The sequence below is a fragment of the Streptomyces sp. NPDC056580 genome (assembly GCF_042793175.1).
Taxonomy (GTDB): domain Bacteria; phylum Actinomycetota; class Actinomycetes; order Streptomycetales; family Streptomycetaceae; genus Streptomyces.
On record NZ_JBHTVE010000005.1, the window covers coordinates 57,692 to 75,077 of the forward strand.

The window sequence follows — 17,386 nt, forward strand, 5'->3', positions numbered from 1 at the left end:
AGGCTAGAACCTGAGGGGTGCGGCGGTCATTCCGGGCCGGGCGGCCGGGAACGTCAGCTCTCGGGGCGGTCCTCCGGGGTCTGCTCGGTCGCCGGGGCGGGGTCCGCGACGGTGGACTTGACCGTGCTGATGGCCGCCGTCGCGCCGTTCGCACCGTTGGTCAGTGCCAGCTCCTTGGGGGAGAGCACCGGCGGGCGGGTGGAGGGGGTGCGGCGGGAGGAGCCGGTCCAGGCGGGCCGCGGCGGGCGCTTGTGGATCGTCGCGAAGATCTCGGCGATCTCCTCCTTGCCCAGGGTCTCCTTCTCCAGGAGGGCCAGGACCAGGTTGTCGAGCACGTCGCGGTTCTCGACCAGGATCTCCCAGGCCTCGTTGTGAGCGGTCTCGATGAGCTTCTTGACCTCTTCGTCCACCAGCGCGGCGACCTCTTCGGAGTAGTCGCGCTGGTGAGCCATCTCACGTCCGAGGAACGGCTCGCTGTTGTCGCCGCCGAACTTGATCGCGCCGAGCCGCTCGGTCATGCCGTACTGCGTGACCATCGCGCGGGCCAGGTTGGTGGCCTTCTCGATGTCGTTGGCGGCGCCGGTGGTCGGGTCGTGGAAGACCAGTTCCTCCGCCGCGCGGCCGCCCAGCATGTAGGCGAGCTGGTCGAGCATCTCGTTGCGGGTGGTGGAGTACTTGTCCTCGTCCGGGAGCACCATCGTGTAGCCGAGGGCACGGCCCCGGGACAGGATGGTGATCTTGTGGACCGGGTCGGAGTTCGGCGAGGCCGCCGCGACCAGGGCGTGACCGCCCTCGTGGTACGCGGTGATCTTCTTCTCCTTGTCCGACATGATCCGGGTCCGCTTCTGCGGGCCCGCGACCACACGGTCGATCGCCTCGTCCAGCGCCTTGTTGTCGATCAGCTTCTGGTCACCGCGGGCGGTGAGCAGCGCGGCCTCGTTGAGCACGTTGGCGAGGTCGGCGCCGGTCATGCCGGGGGTGCGGCGGGCGACGGCGGCCAGGTCGACGTCGGGCGCGACCGGCTTGCCCTTCTGGTGGACCTTGAGGATCTCCATGCGGCCCTGCAGGTCCGGCGGGTCGACGGCGATCTGCCGGTCGAAGCGGCCGGGGCGCAGGAGGGCCGGGTCGAGGATGTCGGGCCGGTTGGTGGCGGCGATCAGGATGACGCCGCCCTTGACGTCGAAGCCGTCCATCTCGACGAGGAGCTGGTTCAGCGTCTGCTCGCGCTCGTCGTGCCCGCCGCCGAGGCCGGCGCCGCGGTGGCGGCCGACCGCGTCGATCTCGTCGACGAAGACGATCGCCGGGGCGTTCGCCTTGGCCTGCTCGAACAGGTCGCGGACCCGGGAGGCACCGACACCGACGAACATCTCGACGAAGTCCGAACCCGAGATCGAGTAGAAGGGGACCCCGGCCTCGCCGGCTACTGCACGGGCGAGCAGGGTCTTGCCGGTACCGGGGCGGCCGTAGAGGAGCACGCCCTTGGGGATCTTGGCGCCGACGGCCTGGAACTTGGCCGGTTCCTGCAGGAACTCCTTGATCTCGTGGAGTTCCTCGACGGCCTCGTCACAGCCGGCGACGTCGCTGAAGGTCGTCTTCGGGGTGTCCTTGGTGATGAGCTTGGCCTTGGACTTGCCGAAGTTCATGACCCGGGAGCCGCCGCCCTGCATCTGGTTCATCAGGAACAGGAAGACGACCACGATGAGGACGAAGGGGAGCAGGGAGAGCAGGACGCCGAGGAACGGGTTCTGCTTGGACGGCGAGACCGTGTAGCCGTCCGGGATCTGCTTGTCCTGGTACTTGCTCTGCAGCGTGCTGGCGATGGTCACGCCCTGGTCGCCGATGTAGCTCGCCTGGATCTTGGAGCTGCCGTCGACCTTCTGACCGTCCTTGAGCTCGACCTTGACGGTCTGCTCGTCACCGGTGGTGAGCTTGGCCGACTGCACCCTGTTGTCGTTGATCGCCGCCACGACCTGGCCGGTGTCCACCGTCTTGTAGCCGCCGGACGAGCCGACGACCTGCATCAACACGACCACGGCAAGGACGGCCAGCACGATCCACATGACCGGCCCACGGAAGTATCGCTTCACGTCCATCCATACGGAGCGGTGTCGCCCCGTCCCTCCTGCCATAGTGAGTTTGATAAGACAGTTCTTCTGACGGTACCCCAGCATTGTTGTCCGAAGCCGCACGGAGCGGCATCGACGGCCGGCAATCCCGTCTCTGCATGCTCCAACGTCGCGGAACCCGCTGGGGTTCCCGATCGTCCTAGAGGGACTTGCCCCGTCGGCTCAGCCGCCGTAGACGTGGGGCGCGAGCGTACCGACGAACGGCAGGTTGCGGTACTTCTCGGCGTAGTCGAGGCCGTAGCCGACGACGAACTCGTTGGGGATGTCGAAACCGACCCACTCGACGTCGATGGCGACCTTGGCGGCGTCCGGCTTGCGCAGCAGCGTGCACACCTTGAGGGTGGCGGGCTCGCGCGAGCCGAGGTTGTTGATCAGCCAGGACAGGGTCAGGCCGGAGTCGATGATGTCCTCGACGATCAGGACGTGCCTGCCCTTGATGTCGGTGTCGAGGTCCTTGAGGATCCGGACCACGCCGGAGGACTGGGTGCCCGCGCCGTAGGAGGACACGGCCATCCAGTCCATGGTGACGGGGGTGGACAGCGCCCGGGCGAGGTCCGCCATGACCATCACCGCGCCCTTGAGGACGCCGACGAGGAGCAGGTCCTTGCCCGCGTACTCCGCGTCGATCTTCGCGGCCAGGTCGGCCAGCTTCGCGTCGATCTCTTCCTTGGTGATGAGCACCCGCTGGAGGTCGGCACCCATGTCTTTCGCGTCCACCCGCATCACTTTCGTCGTCCCGCACTTACGGCCGCACTCGCGTGCCCCGGCTGCCCGGTCCGCCGGGGGTCCCCCGGGGCCGCGGTGTCAGCCCTGCCGAATCACCAGTCTGCCACCCTGGCGCCGGGCGACGACTTTGCCCGGGAGATTGATGACCCCCTGGCCCCGCCATCCGGTGATGAGCCGGTCGACTTCCTCGATGTGGCGGGCGAAGAGCGAGCCGGCCGGGGCCCCCGCCTCGATCGCGGCGCGGCGCAGGATGCGGCGGCGCACGGCGGGCGGGAGGGCGTAGAGCTTGGCGCACTCCAGGAGGCCGGTGGCGTCGCGCACGGAGGCCTCGGCCTGCCTGGCCCAGGTGTCGAGGGCGTCGGCGTCGTCGCGGGAGAGCTGGGCGGTGCGGGCGAGCGCTTCCACGACGCCCTTGCCGAGGGCCTTCTCCAGGGCGGGCAGGCCTTCGTGCCGGAGCCGGGAGCGGGTGTAGGCGGGGTCCGCGTTGTGCGGGTCGTCCCAGACGGACAGGGACTGGGCCATGCAGGCCTTGCGGGCGGTCTGCCGGTCCAGGGACAGGAAGGGCCGCCGGTAACGGCCGCCGGCCCCCGAGACCGCGGCCATTCCGGACAGGGAGCGGATGCCGGAGCCGCGGGCGAGGCCGAGCAGGACCGTCTCGGCCTGGTCGTCGCGGGTGTGTCCGAGCAGCACGGCGGTGGCGCCGTGGCGTTCCGCGGCGGCGTCGAGGGCGGCGTAGCGGGCGTCGCGGGCGGCGGCCTCGGGTCCGCCTTCGCGGCCGACGGTCACGGCGATGGACTCGACGGGGTCGAGGCCGAGTCCGCGCAGCTTGAGCACGACCTCGTCGGCGCGCAGGCCGGAGCCGGGCTGGAGGCCGTGGTCGACGGTGACGCCGCCGGCGCGGATGCCGAGTTTGGGCGCCTCGAAGGCCAGGGCGGAGGCGAGCGCCATGGAGTCGGCGCCGCCGGAGCAGGCGACGAGCACGAGCGGGGAGGGGGGCCGCTCGGCCGGACCCCGCCCGGCGGCGACGGTCCGGGTGCGCTCCAGGCTTCGCCCGGTGGTGCTGCTGTGGTCGGTCAGGATGTCGTGGAGGACGCGGCGGACCGCCAGGCGTATCGCCGCGACCGATGGATGGGGACCCATGTCCGGTTCCCTTCATGAAGTTTTCGGGGGGTGAGCCCGGGGATCGGTCACTCAGAGTGTGTCGATGGTGACAGAAGCGGGCCGTTCCCCGAGCATTGCACGCCTACCCATGGCTCACGGTCCCTCGGACGGGTGATTGGAGGGGCGTTCGCCTGCCGTCGGCCGGATTCGTCTCACGACTCCGCGGCGTGGTTCACGACTCGGCCTTGCGGTGCACCCGTGCGACCCAGTCCGCCGGTTTGGCGATCTCAGCCTTGGTGGGAAGGGTGTTGGGCGAGGTCCAGACGTGGTTGAAGCCGTCCATGCCGACCTGTTCGACGACGCCGCGCACGAAGCGCTCGCCGTCGCGGTACTGGCGGAGCTTGGCGTCCAGGCCGAGCAGTTTGCGCAGGGCGAGGTCGAGCCGGGAGGCGCCCTTGGCGCGGCGCTGCTGGAACTTCTCGCGGATCTCGGCGACGCTCGGCACGACCTGGGGGCCGACGCCGTCCATGACGAAGTCGGCGTGGCCCTCGAGCAGGGACATCACGGCGGTGAGGCGGCCGAGGATCTCGCGCTGGGCGGGGGTCTGCACCAGTTCCACGAAGGAGCGCCCGCCGTCCTCCTCCTCGCCCTCGGGGCGGCCGCCGGCGAGGGACTGGGCGGCTTCGCGGACGCGTTCCAGGACGGTCATCGGGTCGACGTCGGTCTCCGCCAAGAACGACTGGATCTCGCCCTCCAGATGGTCGCGGAGCCAGGGCACGGCGGTGAACTGGGTGCGGTGCGTCTCCTCGTGCAGACAGACCCAGAGCCGGAAGTCGTGGGGCTCGACGTCGAGTTCGCGTTCCACGTGGACGATGTTGGGCGCGACGAGGAGCAGCCGGCCGCCGCCGTTCTCCCCGGCGGGCAGGTCGCGGGAGGCGGGGGCGAAGGTCTCGTACTGGCCGAGGACGCGGGAGGCGAGGAAGGACAGCAGCATGCCGAGTTCGACGCCGGTGACCTTGCCGCCGACGGCGCCGAGGACGGCGCTGCCCGGGTTGCCGCCGCGGCGTTCCTGCATCTTGCCCAAAAGGGGTTTGAGGAGCTCCCGGAAGCCGGCGACGTTGGCCCGGACCCAGCCGGGGCGGTCGACGACCAGGACGGGGGTGTCGTGGGTGCCCTCGGTGCCCATCCGGGTGTAGCCCCGGACGTGTTCCTCCGAGGCCTTCGCGTGCCGGCGCAGTTCCGCGACGACGTCTCTGGCCTCGTCGCGGCTCACTTCGGGGCCCGGCCGTACGAGCCGCGTCGCGGTCGCCACCGCGAGGTTCCAGTCGACCATCCCGGGAGATGCGGTGCCACCGAAGCTCGTCATGCGTCAACGGTACGTGAGCGGTCCCATTTCGGGCAGGCCGTGGGGGGCGTCGCCGGGCCGCCCGCGCCGGGGCCCGTGACGGCGGCGGGTCAGCCGCAGCCGCAGCCCGCCAGGGCCGTGGCCGTCCGGTCCAGCGCCCTCTGGGCCTCCTGCGCGCCGGGCGTGCCGGAGGCGAGGAAGGCGAAGGCGAGCAGGTGGCCGTCGCGGTCGACGGCCGTGCCGGCCAGGGTGTTGACGCCGGTGAGCGTGCCGGTCTTCGCCCGTACGACGCCGGCCGCGCCGTCGGTGTAGCGGTCGGCCAGGGTGCCGGTGAAGCCGGCGACGGGGAGCCCGGTGAGGACCGGGCGCAGGCCGGGGCGGGCCGGGTCGCCGGCCTTGACCAGGAGGGCGGTGAGGAGGTCCGCCGTCAGTCTGTCCTCGCGGTCGAGGCCGCTGCCGTCGTGGAAGGAGGCGCCGGACAGGGGCAGGCCGAGCTTGCGGAGCTGGGTGGCGATGGCCTTGGCGCCGCCGGCGAAGCTGCCCGCCTCGCCGCTCGCGAGGCCGGTCTGGCGGGCCAGGGTCTCGGCGATGTCGTTGTCGCTGTTGGTCAGCATGCGCTCGACGATGGTGGCCAGGGTGGGCGAGGAGACGGTGGCGAGGGTCTCGGCGCGGCCGGTGGCCTTGGAGGGCCCGGGGGGCGTCGTCTCGACGCCCGCGTCGCGGAGGAAGCCGGCGAACTTGCGGGCGGCGTCCGCCGGCGGGTCGGTCACGCGGGTGGCCGGGCCGCTGGTGGAGTCGTCGGTGCGGCCCTCGTCAGCCGTGAGGGCGCTCACCGGGGCGAGGTTGTCGTTGACGCCGATGGGGTGGAGGGCGGGGCCGGAGAAGAGGGTGGTGTCGTAGGAGAGGGTGATCTTGTGGATGCCCCGCTTCGCGAGGGTGGCGGCGGTGTCGGCGGCCAGGGTGCGCAGGCTCGCCAGGTCGCCGGCCGCGGCGCGCGCGGTGAGGGTGGGATCGCCGCCGCCCACCAGGACGAGTTCCCCGGTGTCGGGTTCGAGCGCGGCGCGGGTGGTGAAGCGGTGGTCGGAGCCGAGGGCGGACAGCGCCGCGACCGCGGTGGCGATCTTGGTGGTGGAGGCGGGGGTGAGGGCCCGGTCGGCTCCGACGGCGTACAGGCGCGTGCCGGTGGTGACGTCGACGACGGCCGCGCCGTGGCCGGTGCCGAGCGCCGGGACGTCCAGCAGGGGCCCGAGGACGTCCGTGAGGGCCTGCCGGCCGGGCGGGGCCTTCTTGGTGCCGGCGGTGCCGGTGGTGCCGCCCAGGCCCGCGAGGACGGCCGCGGCGCTCGGCGCGGCCTGGGGGGTCCGGGCGTTCGCGCCGGAGCCGCCGTGATCTGCGCCACCTGATCGCTCAAGGGCGGCCGCCCGGTCCCGCTCGGCCGTACGCTGACCGTCGGCGTCCCAGGGACCGGCGGCGGTCACCACCGCGGCGGCCAGCGCCAGCCCGGCGGTGGCGGCGACCGCGGTGTACTGCCAGGTCCTGTCGGTGCGCCGGCGGGGGAGGTGCGCGAGTTCGGGGCGCACGGCCTTCGCCAGCCGCGCGATCCGCGGTTTCGCGGCGGTCGCGGCGCGCGCCAGGCGCGGTCGTACGGCGTTCGCGAACCGCCGCACATGCGGTCCCGCGGCTCGCCAAGGCCTCTGCTCTGGCACGACCACCAGCCCCTTTCGCGATCACACACCTGCGTGAGGGACACTTAATCACCAGAACTATGTGTTGATCATGGAGGAGCCACCGGTGGAGTTCGACGTCACGATCGAGATCCCGAAGGGTTCGCGCAACAAGTACGAGGTGGACCACGAGACCGGTCGGATCCGCCTGGACCGTCGTCTCTTCACCTCGACCGCCTACCCGACCGACTACGGCTTCGTCGAGAACACCCTCGGCGAGGACGGCGACCCGCTGGACGCGCTGGTCATTCTTGACGAGCCGACCTTCCCGGGCTGCCTGATCAAGTGCCGCGCGATCGGCATGTTCCGGATGACGGACGAGGCGGGCGGCGACGACAAGCTGCTGTGCGTTCCGGCCACCGACCCGCGTGTGGAGCACCTGCGCGACATCCACCACGTGTCGGAGTTCGACCGCCTGGAGATCCAGCACTTCTTCGAGGTGTACAAGGACCTGGAGCCCGGCAAGTCGGTCGAGGGAGCCAACTGGGTGGGCCGCACGGACGCCGAGACGGAGATCGAGCGGTCGTACAAGCGCTTCAAGGAGCAGGGCGGCCACTGACCGGCCGGTTTGCGTGATGCGGGCCGCGGCACCCTGGTGGGGTGGCGCGGCCCGTTTGCGTCGGCGTGCGCATACTGAGGCCCACGGAAGGTGTCGTTCAGGAAGCGGTGCGAGGTGACGGAGGCGGAGGACCGCAAGCCCCGGTCGGACGAGGCGCGGACCACGTACGACCCGGAGATCACGTCCGAGTTCGCCCTCCCCCAGGGGCTGGCGGCCCCCAGGGGCGGCGGCGAGTCGGAGACCACGTCCGAGTTCGCGGTGCCCGAGGGGCTGCAGGCGCCGCAGCCGTCGAGTGCCGAGCCGGAGGGGTCGGCTTTCAGCCTGCCGCGCACCTACAGCGCCAAGGACTCGCTGGTGGCGTTCACCCCGGCGACGGGCGTGCCCGCGGTCAGCCTGATCAAGGACGCGCCGTGGCAGGACCGGATGCGCACGATGCTGCGCATGCCGGTGACCGAGCGGCCCGCGCCCGAGCCCGTGCAGCGGGCCGAGGACGAGGGCCCCGCGGTTCCGCGCGTGCTCGACCTGACCCTGCGTATCGGCGAGCTGCTGCTGGCCGGCGGTGAGGGCGCGGAGGACGTGGAGGCCGCGATGTTCGCGGTGTGCCGGTCCTACGGCCTGGACCGGTGCGAGCCGACCGTCACCTTCACCCTGCTGTCGATCTCCTACCAGCCCTCGCTGGTGGACGACCCGGTGACGGCCTCGCGCACGGTACGGCGGCGCGGCACCGACTACACCCGGCTCGCGGCCGTGTTCCACCTGGTGGACGACCTGACCGACCCGGAGACCCATGTCTCCCTCGAGGAGGCCTACCGCAGGCTGGCGGAGATCCGCCGCAACCGGCACCCGTACCCCGGCTGGGCGCTGACCCTGGCCAGCGGGCTGCTGGCCGGTGCGGCCTCGGTGCTGGTCGGCGGTGATCTGATCGTGTTCGTCGCCGCCGCGCTCGGCGCGATGCTCGGCGACCGGCTGGCCTGGCTGTGCGCGGGACGCGGGCTGCCGGAGTTCTACCAGTTCACCGTGGCGGCGATGCCGCCGGCCGCGATCGGGGTGGCGTTCTCACTGACGCACATCGGCGTGAACGCCTCCGCGGTGGTCACCGGTGGGCTGTTCGCGCTGCTGCCCGGGCGGGCGCTGGTGGCGGGGGTGCAGGACGGTCTGACGGGCTTCTACATCACCGCGGCCGCGCGGCTGCTGGAGGTCATGTACTTCTTCGTCGGCATCGTCGTCGGGGTGCTGGTCGTCCTGTACTTCGGGGTGAAGGTGGGCGGCAAGCTGGATCCCGACGCGGCGCTGGGCGGCATCTCCGAGCGGCCGCTGGTGCAGATCGCCGCGTCCATGCTGCTGTCGCTGACGTTCGCGGTGCTGCTGCAGCAGGAGCGGTCCACCGTGCTCGCGGTCACGCTCAACGGGGGCGTGGCCTGGTCGGTGTACGGCGCGATGCACTACGCGGGCGGGATCTCACCGGTGGCCTCGACGGCGGTGGCGGCCGGGCTGGTGGGGCTGTTCGGGCAGTTGCTGTCCCGGTTCCGGTTCGCGTCGGCGCTGCCGTACACGACCGCGGCCATCGGTCCGCTGCTGCCGGGTTCGGCCACCTACTTCGGGCTGCTGAACATGGCGCAGAACGAGGTCGACAAGGGGCTGGTGTCGCTGGCCAAGGCGGCGTCCCTGGCGATGGCGATCGCGATCGGGGTCAACCTGGGGTCGGAGATCTCCCGGCTGACCCTGCGGGTCGGCTCCGCCGGCAAGCGTCGGGCGGCGAAGCGGACCCGCGGCTTCTGACGGCTCAGCGGGCGCGGTGGTCGCCCTGGCTGTCGTAGGGGTGGCGGCTGGGGTCGTACCCGTTCCGGTCGTAGCCGTTGTGGTCGTAGCCGTTGTGGTCGTACCCGTTCCGGTCGTAGCCGTTCGGGTCGTAGCCGTTCGGGTCGTAGCCGTTCGGGTCGTAGCGGGGGCCGTCCTGGCCGTGGCGCGGCTGCTGGTGCTGCCCCTGGCCGTAGTACTGGCCCTGGTCGTAGCCGCCCTGGTCCCAGTGCTGCTGCTGCTCGTGCCCGGGCTGCTGCCGGTAGGGCTGCTGGTAGGGCTGCTCCTCGGGCTCGATGCGGCGCAGCCGGGTCGTCGCGTCGTCCATGACCGGCTGCTGCTGGAACCGGGGCGCCGGGGTCTGCTGCGCGTGCCGTTCCTCGGCCGCCTCCCGCTGCGCGGCCTTGTTGTTCTTGCTGCGCGCGCGCAGGTACTCGATCACGATCGGGATCACCGACACGAGGACGATCAGGATCAGGATCGCCTCGATGTTGTTCTTGACGACGTCGTGCTGCCCCAGCCAGGAGCCCAGCAGGGTGACGCCCGCCCCCCACAGGACGCCGCCGATGACGTTGAAGGCCAGGAAGGAGCGGTACCGCATGCCGCTGACGCCGGCGACGATCGGCGTGAACGTGCGCACGATGGGCACGAAGCGGGCCAGGACCAGGGACTTCGGGCCGTACTTCTCGAAGAACTCGTGGGCCTTGGCGACGTTCTCCTGCTTGAACAGCCGCGAGTCCGGACGGTTGAACAGGGAGGGTCCGACCTTCTTGCCGAACATGTAGCCCGCCTGGTCGCCGAGGATCGCGGCCAGGCAGATCAGGCCGATCGCGCCCCAAAGCGGGAAGTCGAGCTGGTGCGAGGTGATCAGCAGACCACAGGTGAACAGCAGCGAGTCGCCCGGCAGGAAGAAGCCGATGAGCAGGCCTGACTCGGCGAAGACGATGAGCAGCAGACCCCAGATGCTGTAGGTGTCCAGCAGGTACTGGGGGTCCAGCCAGCTCGGGCCGAGGGCGAGTGTCGTCACGGGTCCGGGCTCCTGAGGGGGTGAGGCGGCTACGGCGTCCATGGGGGGGCCGCACAAAGCTACCAACGTGGCGCGACCGCCCCGGGTTCCACCGGTGCCTCCAGGATGCACTGTGGCGCCACTGCGAGAAAGCTGTGGCTCATGGGACTCGACGACTACGGCGGCGGCCAGGGGCCCCAGCCGGACGTGCTGGTGGTGACGACGAACGACGTGCCCGGCTACCGGGTGCGGCAGGTGCTCGGCGAGGTCTTCGGACTGACCGTGCGCTCGCGGCATCTCGGCAGCCAGATCGGCGCCGGGCTGAAGTCGATGATCGGCGGGGAGCTGAAGGGGCTCACCAAGACGCTCGTGCAGACCCGCAACCAGGCCATGGAGCGGCTGGTGGAGCAGGCACGCGCGCGCGGGGCCAACGCGGTGCTGATGTTCCGCTTCGACGTCACCGAGGCCGCGGACGTGGGCACGGAGGTGTGCGCCTACGGCACGGCCGTCGTGCTGGCCCGGGAGTAGGCCTCCCGGGCCGGGGCTCACGCCGTGTGCCGGTCGGCGTTGGCGGCGATCGCCGCGCTGAGGTGTTCGGCGAGACCGGGCCGCGTGGAGTCGTAGTACGCCTTGAAGCGCTCGTCGGCGACGTACATCGCGCCCAGGCAGCGGTGCATGGGGTGCGGGCAGTCGTAGTACCAGGCGCCGATCTGCCGGCGGTGCTCCTCGGCCAGGTCCATGGCCGCCTCGTCCGTGGGCTGCCCGCCGGCAGCCATCAGGGCGACGTAGCGCTCGGTCCAGTCGTCGTTCTCGGCCCGCATGCGCTGCCAGTCGTCCTTGGTGTAGCGGGCGGCGCGGCGCCGCGACTCGGCGTAGGCGGCGGTGCCACCCCAGCGCCGCTCGGTCTCCTCGGCGTACTGCTCGGGATCGTTGTCCCCGAAGACCTCGAACCGCTCCTCGGGGGTGAGGTTGATGCCCATCGTGCGTGCCTCCATGGCGTGCTCCACGGCCGCGGCCATCTTCTGCAGCTTCTCGATCCGGGCGGTCAGCAGGTCGTGCTGGCGGCGCAGGTGCGCGCGCGGGTCCACGCCGGGGTCGTCGAGCAGGGCCGCGACCTCGTCGAGCGGGAAGCCGAGTTCGCGGTGGAACAGGATCTGCTGGAGCCGGTCGAGGTCGGCGTCGTTGTAACGCCGGTGGCCGGCGTGGGTGCGCTCGCTGGGCACCAGCAGGCCGATCTCGTCGTAGTGGTGCAGGGTGCGCACCGTGATGCCGGCGAACCCCGCGACCTGTCCCACGGAGTAGCTCACTTTCCGCTCCTTGTCGTCGGTACGTCCACCACGTTGCGGCCTCACGCGGCGTGAGGTGCAAGCCCGATCCGCTCCGGATGTTGGAGCCGTCGCGTCCGCTTATCGTGACGACGTGACCCAGGACACTCGACGGGAGGCTCGCTCGCCCCGGCCGGCCGGTCCGGCACGGACCCTGCTGCCGTTGATCCTGCCCGCCGTCGCCGTCGGGGTGGCCGCCAGCCTCGTCTACGTGGGACTGAGCGCGGCGGCGGAGCGGCTCCAGCGCGTGCTGTGGGGGCCGCTGCCGGAAGCGCTGGGGATCGGCCGCTACTCGGTGCTGTGGATGTTCGTCATGCTGGTGGCGACCGGCCTCGCCGTCGGGCTGGTCGTCTGGAAGGTGCCCGGTCACGCCGGGCCGGACCCGGCGACCACCGGCCTTGACGCCCCGCGGCTGCCGCCCGTCGTGCTGCCGGGTCTGCTCCTGGCGACCGGCCTGATGCTGGCGGGCGGCCCGAGCCTCGGCCCGGAGAACCCGATCATCGCCGTGAACGTCGGCCTGGCGGCCTGGCTGGGCGGCCGTCTCCTGGCCCGGATGCCGGGCTCGCTGTGGCCGATGCTGGCGGAGGCGGCGACGATCGGGGCGCTGTTCGGCACCCCGGTGGCAGCCGCCCTGGTGATCTCCGAGGCGCTGGCCGGGCGCCCGGCCAGGGGGCTGCTGTGGGACAACCTGTTCGCGCCGCTGACCGCGGCGGCGGTCGGGGCGCTGACCACCTCGCTGCTCTACCGCCCGGCCTTCGACCTCGGCCTGCCGCCCCTGGGCCACCCGCGCTGGCAGGATCTGCTGGCGGCCCTGGTGCTCGCCTCGGTGGCCGCGCTGCTCGGCATGTGCGCCGTACGCGCCTTCCCCTGCGTCCACGCGGCCTTCCAGCGGTTGCGGCACCCGATGCTGATGCTTCCGGCGGGCGGCTTCGTGCTCGGCGTCCTGGCCGCACTGGGCGGTCATCTGACCCTCTTCAAGGGCCTGTCGGAGATGGGCGAGCTGGCACACGATCCGACCGGCTGGACGGCGGGGCAGTTCGCCACGATGGCCGTGGTGAAACTGGCGGCACTGGTGGTCGCGGCCTCCTGCGGTTTCCGGGGCGGCCGGATCTTCCCCTCCGTCTTCGTCGGCGCCGCGCTCGGCCTGTGCGCCCACGCGCTCGTCCCGGCCGTGCCCACGGCGCTGAGCGTGCCCACGAGCGTGCTGGGCATACTCCTGGCGATCACCCGGCAGGGCTGGGTGAGCCTGTTCACGGCCGCCGTCCTGGTGGCCTCGCCCGTCATCATCGCCGTGCTCTGCATCGCCTCGCTGCCGGCCTGGCTGCTGGTGACCGGGCGGCAGCAGATGCAGTTGCGCCCTGACGGCGCCCCCGTCCGCTGACCCCGTTCCCCGTCTGGAGACACCTCATGGCCCTGCACAAAGGCACGGAGAAGCACAAGGAGCACCTGCTGTCGGTCAACCCGTTCTACGGCGAGGCCAACCCGGTCGGCGGGATGACCGAGGCGCCGCCCAGGCACCAGCTCCCCGACACCCCGCTGCCGCCGTCCACGGCGTACCAGCTCGTGCACGACGAGCTGATGCTGGACGGCAACTCGCGGCTCAACCTGGCCACCTTCGTCACCACCTGGATGGAGCCGCAGGCCGGGGTGCTGATGAGTGAGTGCCGCGACAAGAACATGATCGACAAGGACGAGTACCCGCGCACGGCCGAGCTGGAGCGACGGTGTGTGGCGATGCTCGCCGACCTGTGGAACGCCCCGGACCCGGCGGCCGCGGTGGGCTGTTCGACCACGGGCTCCAGCGAGGCCTGCATGCTGGCCGGGATGGCGTTCAAGCGCCGCTGGGCGCGGCGCAACGCCGACCGCTACCCGGGAGCGCGCCCGAACCTGGTCATGGGCGTCAACGTCCAGGTGTGCTGGGAGAAGTTCTGCAACTTCTGGGAGGTGGAGGCCCGGCTGGTGCCTATGGAGGGCGACCGGTTCCACCTGGACCCGCAGGCCGCGGCCGAGCTGTGCGACGAGAACACCATCGGTGTCGTCGGCATCCTCGGCTCCACGTTCGACGGCTCCTACGAGCCGATCGCGGAGCTGTGCGCCGCCCTCGACGGCCTCCAGGAGCGCACCGGGCTGGACGTCCCGGTCCACGTGGACGGCGCCTCCGGCGCGATGATCGCCCCCTTCCTCGACGAAAACATGGTGTGGGACTTCCGGCTGCCGCGCGTGGCGTCGATCAACACCTCCGGGCACAAGTACGGCCTGGTCTACCCGGGCGTCGGCTGGGCCCTGTGGCGGGACAAGGAGGCGCTGCCCGAGGAACTCGTCTTCCGGGTGAACTACCTGGGCGGCGAGATGCCGACGTTCGCCCTGAACTTCTCCCGCCCCGGCGCCCAGGTGGTCGCGCAGTACTACACGTTCCTGCGGCTGGGCCGCGACGGCTACCGGGCGGTGCAGCAGACCACGCGGGACGTGGCGCGGACCCTGGCCGGGAAGATCGAGGCGCTCGGCGACTTCCGGCTGCTCACCCGCGGGGACGAACTGCCGGTGTTCGCCTTCACCACCCGCGGCGACCTGCCCTATGACGTCTTCGACGTCTCCCGGCGGATGCGCGAGCACGGCTGGCTGCTGCCCGCCTACACCTTCCCGCCGAACCGCGAGGACCTGGCGGTGCTGCGGGTCGTGTGCCGCAACGGCTTCTCCCACGACCTCGCGGACCTGTTCTTGGACGACCTCGCCCGCCTGCTGCCGGACCTGCGCCGCCAGCCGCATCCGCTCACCAAGGACCGGGACGCGGCCACCAGCTTCCACCACTAGGGTCTTTCGCCCGGATCAGACGCGATCAGGCTCGATCAGGCCGGATCAGGCCGGATCAGCGGTCGTCCTCCGGATGTCGCTCCCCCGTCGCGTACGGGTTCTCCTGGCCCTCGGCGAGGACGCCCACGAACGGCTCGCCCTCCCCCGCGAAGGTGTACGCGCCGGCCGCCAGGCGGTCGACGAGTCCCTGCGTCCAGGCGGCGTCGGAGTCGGCCGTGTGCAGCCAGAGGTTCATGATCTCGCCGATGTGGCCGAGCCGGGCGGGGCCGTCCTCGGGGATGTAGCGCCCGGTGACGGCCGACCGCCACTGGCCGATGCGCCGGATCCGCTCCCGGAGCAGGTCCAGCGCCTCGGCCCGGTCCAGTTCGACCAGGAAGCCGATGGCGGCCGACTGGACGTCCGTCTTCTGGCCGTAGGAGACCAGGGCTTCGCGCAGCAGCCGGAAGAACTCCGTCTCGCCCGGGCCGGTGATCTCGTACTCGGTGCGCGGCGGGCCGCCCGCGGTGGACGGGGCGACCTCGTGCGCGTGCAGCAGTCCCTGCTTCGCGAGCTGCTTCAGGGCGTGGTAGATCGAGCCCGGCTTGGCGTTGGACCACTCGTGCGCGCCCCAGTACTCCAGGTCGCCCCGGACCTGGTAGCCGTGGGCCCGCCCGTGCTGACGGACCGCGCCCAGCACGAGGAGACGGATCGCTGACATGCCGTCCAGGTTATTGCCGCGGCTCAGCCCCGCTGCTCCAGGGCCACCAGCTCGAAGGCGGTCTTCCCGTCCAGGGACTCCCGGATGATGTCGGCGTGCCCGGCGTGCCGGGCGGTCTCGCGGATCAGGTGCAGGCACAGCCAGCGCAGGGAGACACGGCCCTCCGGCGGGAACCAGGGGTCGGGCGGCAGCGGGAAGGTGTCGTCCAGGCTCGGCGCGGAACGGATGTACTTCTCCGTCTCGGCGGCGACCTGCTCCCAGTACGCCAGTTGTCCGGCCACCGTCTCGTCGTCGGCCAGCCGGAAGCACTCGTGCCAGTTCGACTGGTCGCGGTGGACCGCCGGCGGCTCCTGCCGGGCCCGGGCCAGCCAGCTCTGCTCGACCTCGGCGACATGCTTGAGCAGGCCGCCCAGGGACAGCTCGCTGGCGCTCGGACGGGACCGGGCCTGCTCCTCCGTCAGCCCCAGCAACGCCCTGCGGATGCCGCCCCGCTGCTCCTCCAGGAACGCGAGCAGCGCACCGCGCTCGTCGCCCCGCGTCTCCGCCGCCACATGCGTGACCATGACCGGCCGCCTTTCATCGGGTCCTCTTGCCTGACACCGATGACGCTACGGGCCCTTGCGGTCAGCTTCTGTCCGCAAGGGCCCGGCACGCGCGGGAAAGAGCCCGCGAACCGCTAGAAGGGGAAGCCGCTGCGGCCGTGCTGCACCGAGATCCACTTGACCGTGGTGAAGGCCTCGACCGTCGTCTCGCCGTTCAGCCGGCCGAGGCCGGAGTGCTTCTCGCCGCCGAACGGCACCAGCGGCTCGTCGTGCACGGTGCCGTCGTTCACGTGGAACATGCCGGTGTCGATCCGCTTGGCGAAGGCGACACCGCGCTCGATGTCGCCCGTGTGGACGGCGCCGCTGAGACCGTAGGGGGTGTCGTTGACGATCCGGACCGCCTCCTCCTCGCCGTCGAAGGGGACGAGGAAGACGACCGGGCCGAAGACCTCCTGCTGCAGCAGGGCGGAGCCGGCGGGGACGCCGGTGAGCACGCTGGGCTCGACCAGGTTGCCCGTGGTGGTGCCGTGCACCAGGGCGGTGGCGCCCTCGGCGAGGGCCTGCTCGACCACGCCCGAGAGGGCGCTCGCCTGCTGGGAGTTGATCACCGGGCCGATGACGGTCTGCGGGTCGCGCGGGTCGCCGGTCCTCAGCGTCCGGACCTTCGCGACGAACTTCTCGGTGAACTCCTCGGCCACCGAGCGGTCCACGAGGACCCGGTTCGCCGCCATGCATACCTGCCCCTGGTGGACGAAGCGGCTGAAGACCGCCGCGTCCACCGCGTAGTCGAGGTCGGCGTCGTCCAGGACCACCAGCGCGCTGTTGCCGCCCAGTTCGAGCACGGCGCGCTTGAAGTGGGAGGCGCAGACGGTGGCGACGTGCCGGCCCACCTTGTCGGAACCGGTGAAGGAGATGACCTTGGGGATCGGGTGCTCGATGAAGGCGTCGCCGATCTCGGCTATGTCGGTGACGACGACGTTGAGCAGGCCGCCCGGCAGCCCCGCCTCCTCGAAGATCTTCGCGACCAGGGTGCCGCCCGCGATCGGGGTGTTCTGGTGCGGCTTGAGCACCACGCCGTTGCCGAGCGCGAGGGCCGGGGCCACGGACTTGACCGACAGCAGGAACGGGAAGTTGAACGGGCTGATCACGCCCACCACGCCCACCGGCACCCGGTAGACGCGGTTCTCCTTGCCGTCGGCCGGGGAGGGCAGGATCCGGCCCTCGGGGCGCAGCGCCAGGTTGACCGACTCGCGCAGGAACTCCTTGACCAGGTGCAGCTCGAAGCCGGCCTTCACACGGGTGCCGCCCAGCTCAGCGACGATCAGGTCGGCTATCTCCTGCTCGCGCTCCTCGATCAGCCGCAGCGCCCGCTCGAACACCGTGCGGCGCGCGTACGGGTTGGTCGCGGCCCACTGCTTCTGGGCGCGGGCGGCGCTCCGATAGGCCTGGTCGACCTCGTCGACCGTCGCGATGGTGATCGAGGCAAGCTTCTCGTCGTCGTACGGGTTGAAGTCGATGACGTCCCAGGAACCGCTGCCCTGGCGCCATTCACCGTCGATGTACTGCTGGGCCAGGTCGCTGAAATAGGACGGCATGTGATCCCTCAATCGGTAGCAGACAGGAACGA

The 17,386-nt window shown here is 71.4% G+C and carries 15 protein-coding genes; 5 read left to right on the forward strand and 10 right to left on the reverse strand.

Features of this window, described 5'->3' with window-relative positions; translation table 11 throughout:
• Positions 1 to 53: 53 nt before the first annotated feature.
• The 5 genes from ftsH to dacB form a co-directional block, all read right to left on the reverse strand.
• A complete protein-coding gene (ftsH, locus tag ACFQ9Z_RS11605; protein ID WP_383014649.1) occupies positions 54 to 2,093 on the reverse strand; it encodes an ATP-dependent zinc metalloprotease FtsH in 2,040 nt (679 codons plus the stop codon).
• Between the two features lie 195 nt (positions 2,094 to 2,288).
• Positions 2,289 to 2,849, reverse strand: coding sequence for a hypoxanthine phosphoribosyltransferase (gene hpt / locus ACFQ9Z_RS11610; protein WP_383014652.1), 561 nt, complete (start codon positions 2,847 to 2,849; stop codon positions 2,289 to 2,291).
• 81 nt (positions 2,850 to 2,930) lie between these two features.
• A complete protein-coding gene (gene tilS, locus ACFQ9Z_RS11615) occupies positions 2,931 to 3,992 on the reverse strand; it encodes a tRNA lysidine(34) synthetase TilS (protein ID WP_383014655.1) in 1,062 nt (353 codons plus the stop codon).
• Between the two features lie 193 nt (positions 3,993 to 4,185).
• Positions 4,186 to 5,319, reverse strand: a complete 1,134-nt coding sequence (locus ACFQ9Z_RS11620; RefSeq protein ID WP_383014658.1) for a zinc-dependent metalloprotease — start codon at positions 5,317 to 5,319, stop codon at positions 4,186 to 4,188.
• 89 nt (positions 5,320 to 5,408) lie between these two features.
• Complete coding sequence (gene dacB, locus ACFQ9Z_RS11625) at positions 5,409 to 6,965, reverse strand: D-alanyl-D-alanine carboxypeptidase/D-alanyl-D-alanine-endopeptidase (protein WP_383014661.1); 1,557 nt, start codon at positions 6,963 to 6,965, stop codon at positions 5,409 to 5,411.
• Positions 6,966 to 7,089: 124 nt separating this feature from the next.
• Between dacB and ACFQ9Z_RS11630 the strand changes: the two genes are divergently transcribed.
• Both ACFQ9Z_RS11630 and ACFQ9Z_RS11635 read left to right on the forward strand, forming a co-directional pair.
• Positions 7,090 to 7,581, forward strand: a complete 492-nt coding sequence (locus ACFQ9Z_RS11630) for an inorganic diphosphatase (RefSeq protein ID WP_143630420.1) — start codon at positions 7,090 to 7,092, stop codon at positions 7,579 to 7,581.
• A gap of 114 nt (positions 7,582 to 7,695) precedes the next feature.
• A complete protein-coding gene (locus tag ACFQ9Z_RS11635; protein ID WP_383014664.1) occupies positions 7,696 to 9,360 on the forward strand; it encodes a threonine/serine exporter ThrE family protein in 1,665 nt (554 codons plus the stop codon).
• Positions 9,361 to 9,364: 4 nt separating this feature from the next.
• Here ACFQ9Z_RS11635 and ACFQ9Z_RS11640 read toward each other — a convergent pair whose 3' ends face one another.
• Positions 9,365 to 10,405: a DedA family protein gene (locus ACFQ9Z_RS11640; protein ID WP_383014667.1), complete on the reverse strand. Its 1,041-nt coding sequence runs from the start codon at positions 10,403 to 10,405 to the stop codon at positions 9,365 to 9,367.
• 141 nt (positions 10,406 to 10,546) lie between these two features.
• Here ACFQ9Z_RS11640 and ACFQ9Z_RS11645 point away from each other — a divergent pair, with 141 nt between their 5' ends.
• Positions 10,547 to 10,912: a YbjQ family protein gene (locus tag ACFQ9Z_RS11645; RefSeq protein ID WP_143629605.1), complete on the forward strand. Its 366-nt coding sequence runs from the start codon at positions 10,547 to 10,549 to the stop codon at positions 10,910 to 10,912.
• A gap of 17 nt (positions 10,913 to 10,929) precedes the next feature.
• On the opposite strand, the gene ACFQ9Z_RS11650 is transcribed toward ACFQ9Z_RS11645, so the two are convergent.
• On the reverse strand, positions 10,930 to 11,691 hold the full coding sequence (locus tag ACFQ9Z_RS11650) for a MerR family transcriptional regulator (RefSeq protein WP_383014672.1): 762 nt from the start codon (positions 11,689 to 11,691) through the stop codon (positions 10,930 to 10,932).
• Positions 11,692 to 11,803: 112 nt separating this feature from the next.
• Between ACFQ9Z_RS11650 and ACFQ9Z_RS11655 the strand changes: the two genes are divergently transcribed.
• Positions 11,804 to 13,090, forward strand: a complete 1,287-nt coding sequence (locus ACFQ9Z_RS11655; RefSeq protein ID WP_383014675.1) for an ion channel protein — start codon at positions 11,804 to 11,806, stop codon at positions 13,088 to 13,090.
• A gap of 26 nt (positions 13,091 to 13,116) precedes the next feature.
• Positions 13,117 to 14,520, forward strand: a complete 1,404-nt coding sequence (locus ACFQ9Z_RS11660) for a glutamate decarboxylase (protein WP_383014678.1) — start codon at positions 13,117 to 13,119, stop codon at positions 14,518 to 14,520.
• Positions 14,521 to 14,575: 55 nt separating this feature from the next.
• Here ACFQ9Z_RS11660 and ACFQ9Z_RS11665 read toward each other — a convergent pair whose 3' ends face one another.
• The 3 genes from ACFQ9Z_RS11665 to ACFQ9Z_RS11675 all read right to left on the reverse strand — a co-directional run bounded on the left by ACFQ9Z_RS11665 (position 14,576) and on the right by ACFQ9Z_RS11675 (position 17,354).
• Positions 14,576 to 15,217 carry a PadR family transcriptional regulator gene (locus ACFQ9Z_RS11665; protein ID WP_383014681.1) on the reverse strand — a complete coding sequence of 214 codons (642 nt, stop codon included), beginning with the start codon at positions 15,215 to 15,217 and terminating at the stop codon, positions 14,576 to 14,578.
• A 23-nt stretch (positions 15,218 to 15,240) separates the two neighbouring features.
• Positions 15,241 to 15,780, reverse strand: coding sequence for a DinB family protein (locus tag ACFQ9Z_RS11670; protein ID WP_383014684.1), 540 nt, complete (start codon positions 15,778 to 15,780; stop codon positions 15,241 to 15,243).
• Between the two features lie 113 nt (positions 15,781 to 15,893).
• The gene (locus ACFQ9Z_RS11675) at positions 15,894 to 17,354 is read right to left on the reverse strand and encodes an aldehyde dehydrogenase family protein (RefSeq protein ID WP_383014687.1); all 1,461 of its coding nucleotides are present in this window, start codon (positions 17,352 to 17,354) and stop codon (positions 15,894 to 15,896) included.
• Between the last annotated feature and the right edge of the window lie 32 nt (positions 17,355 to 17,386).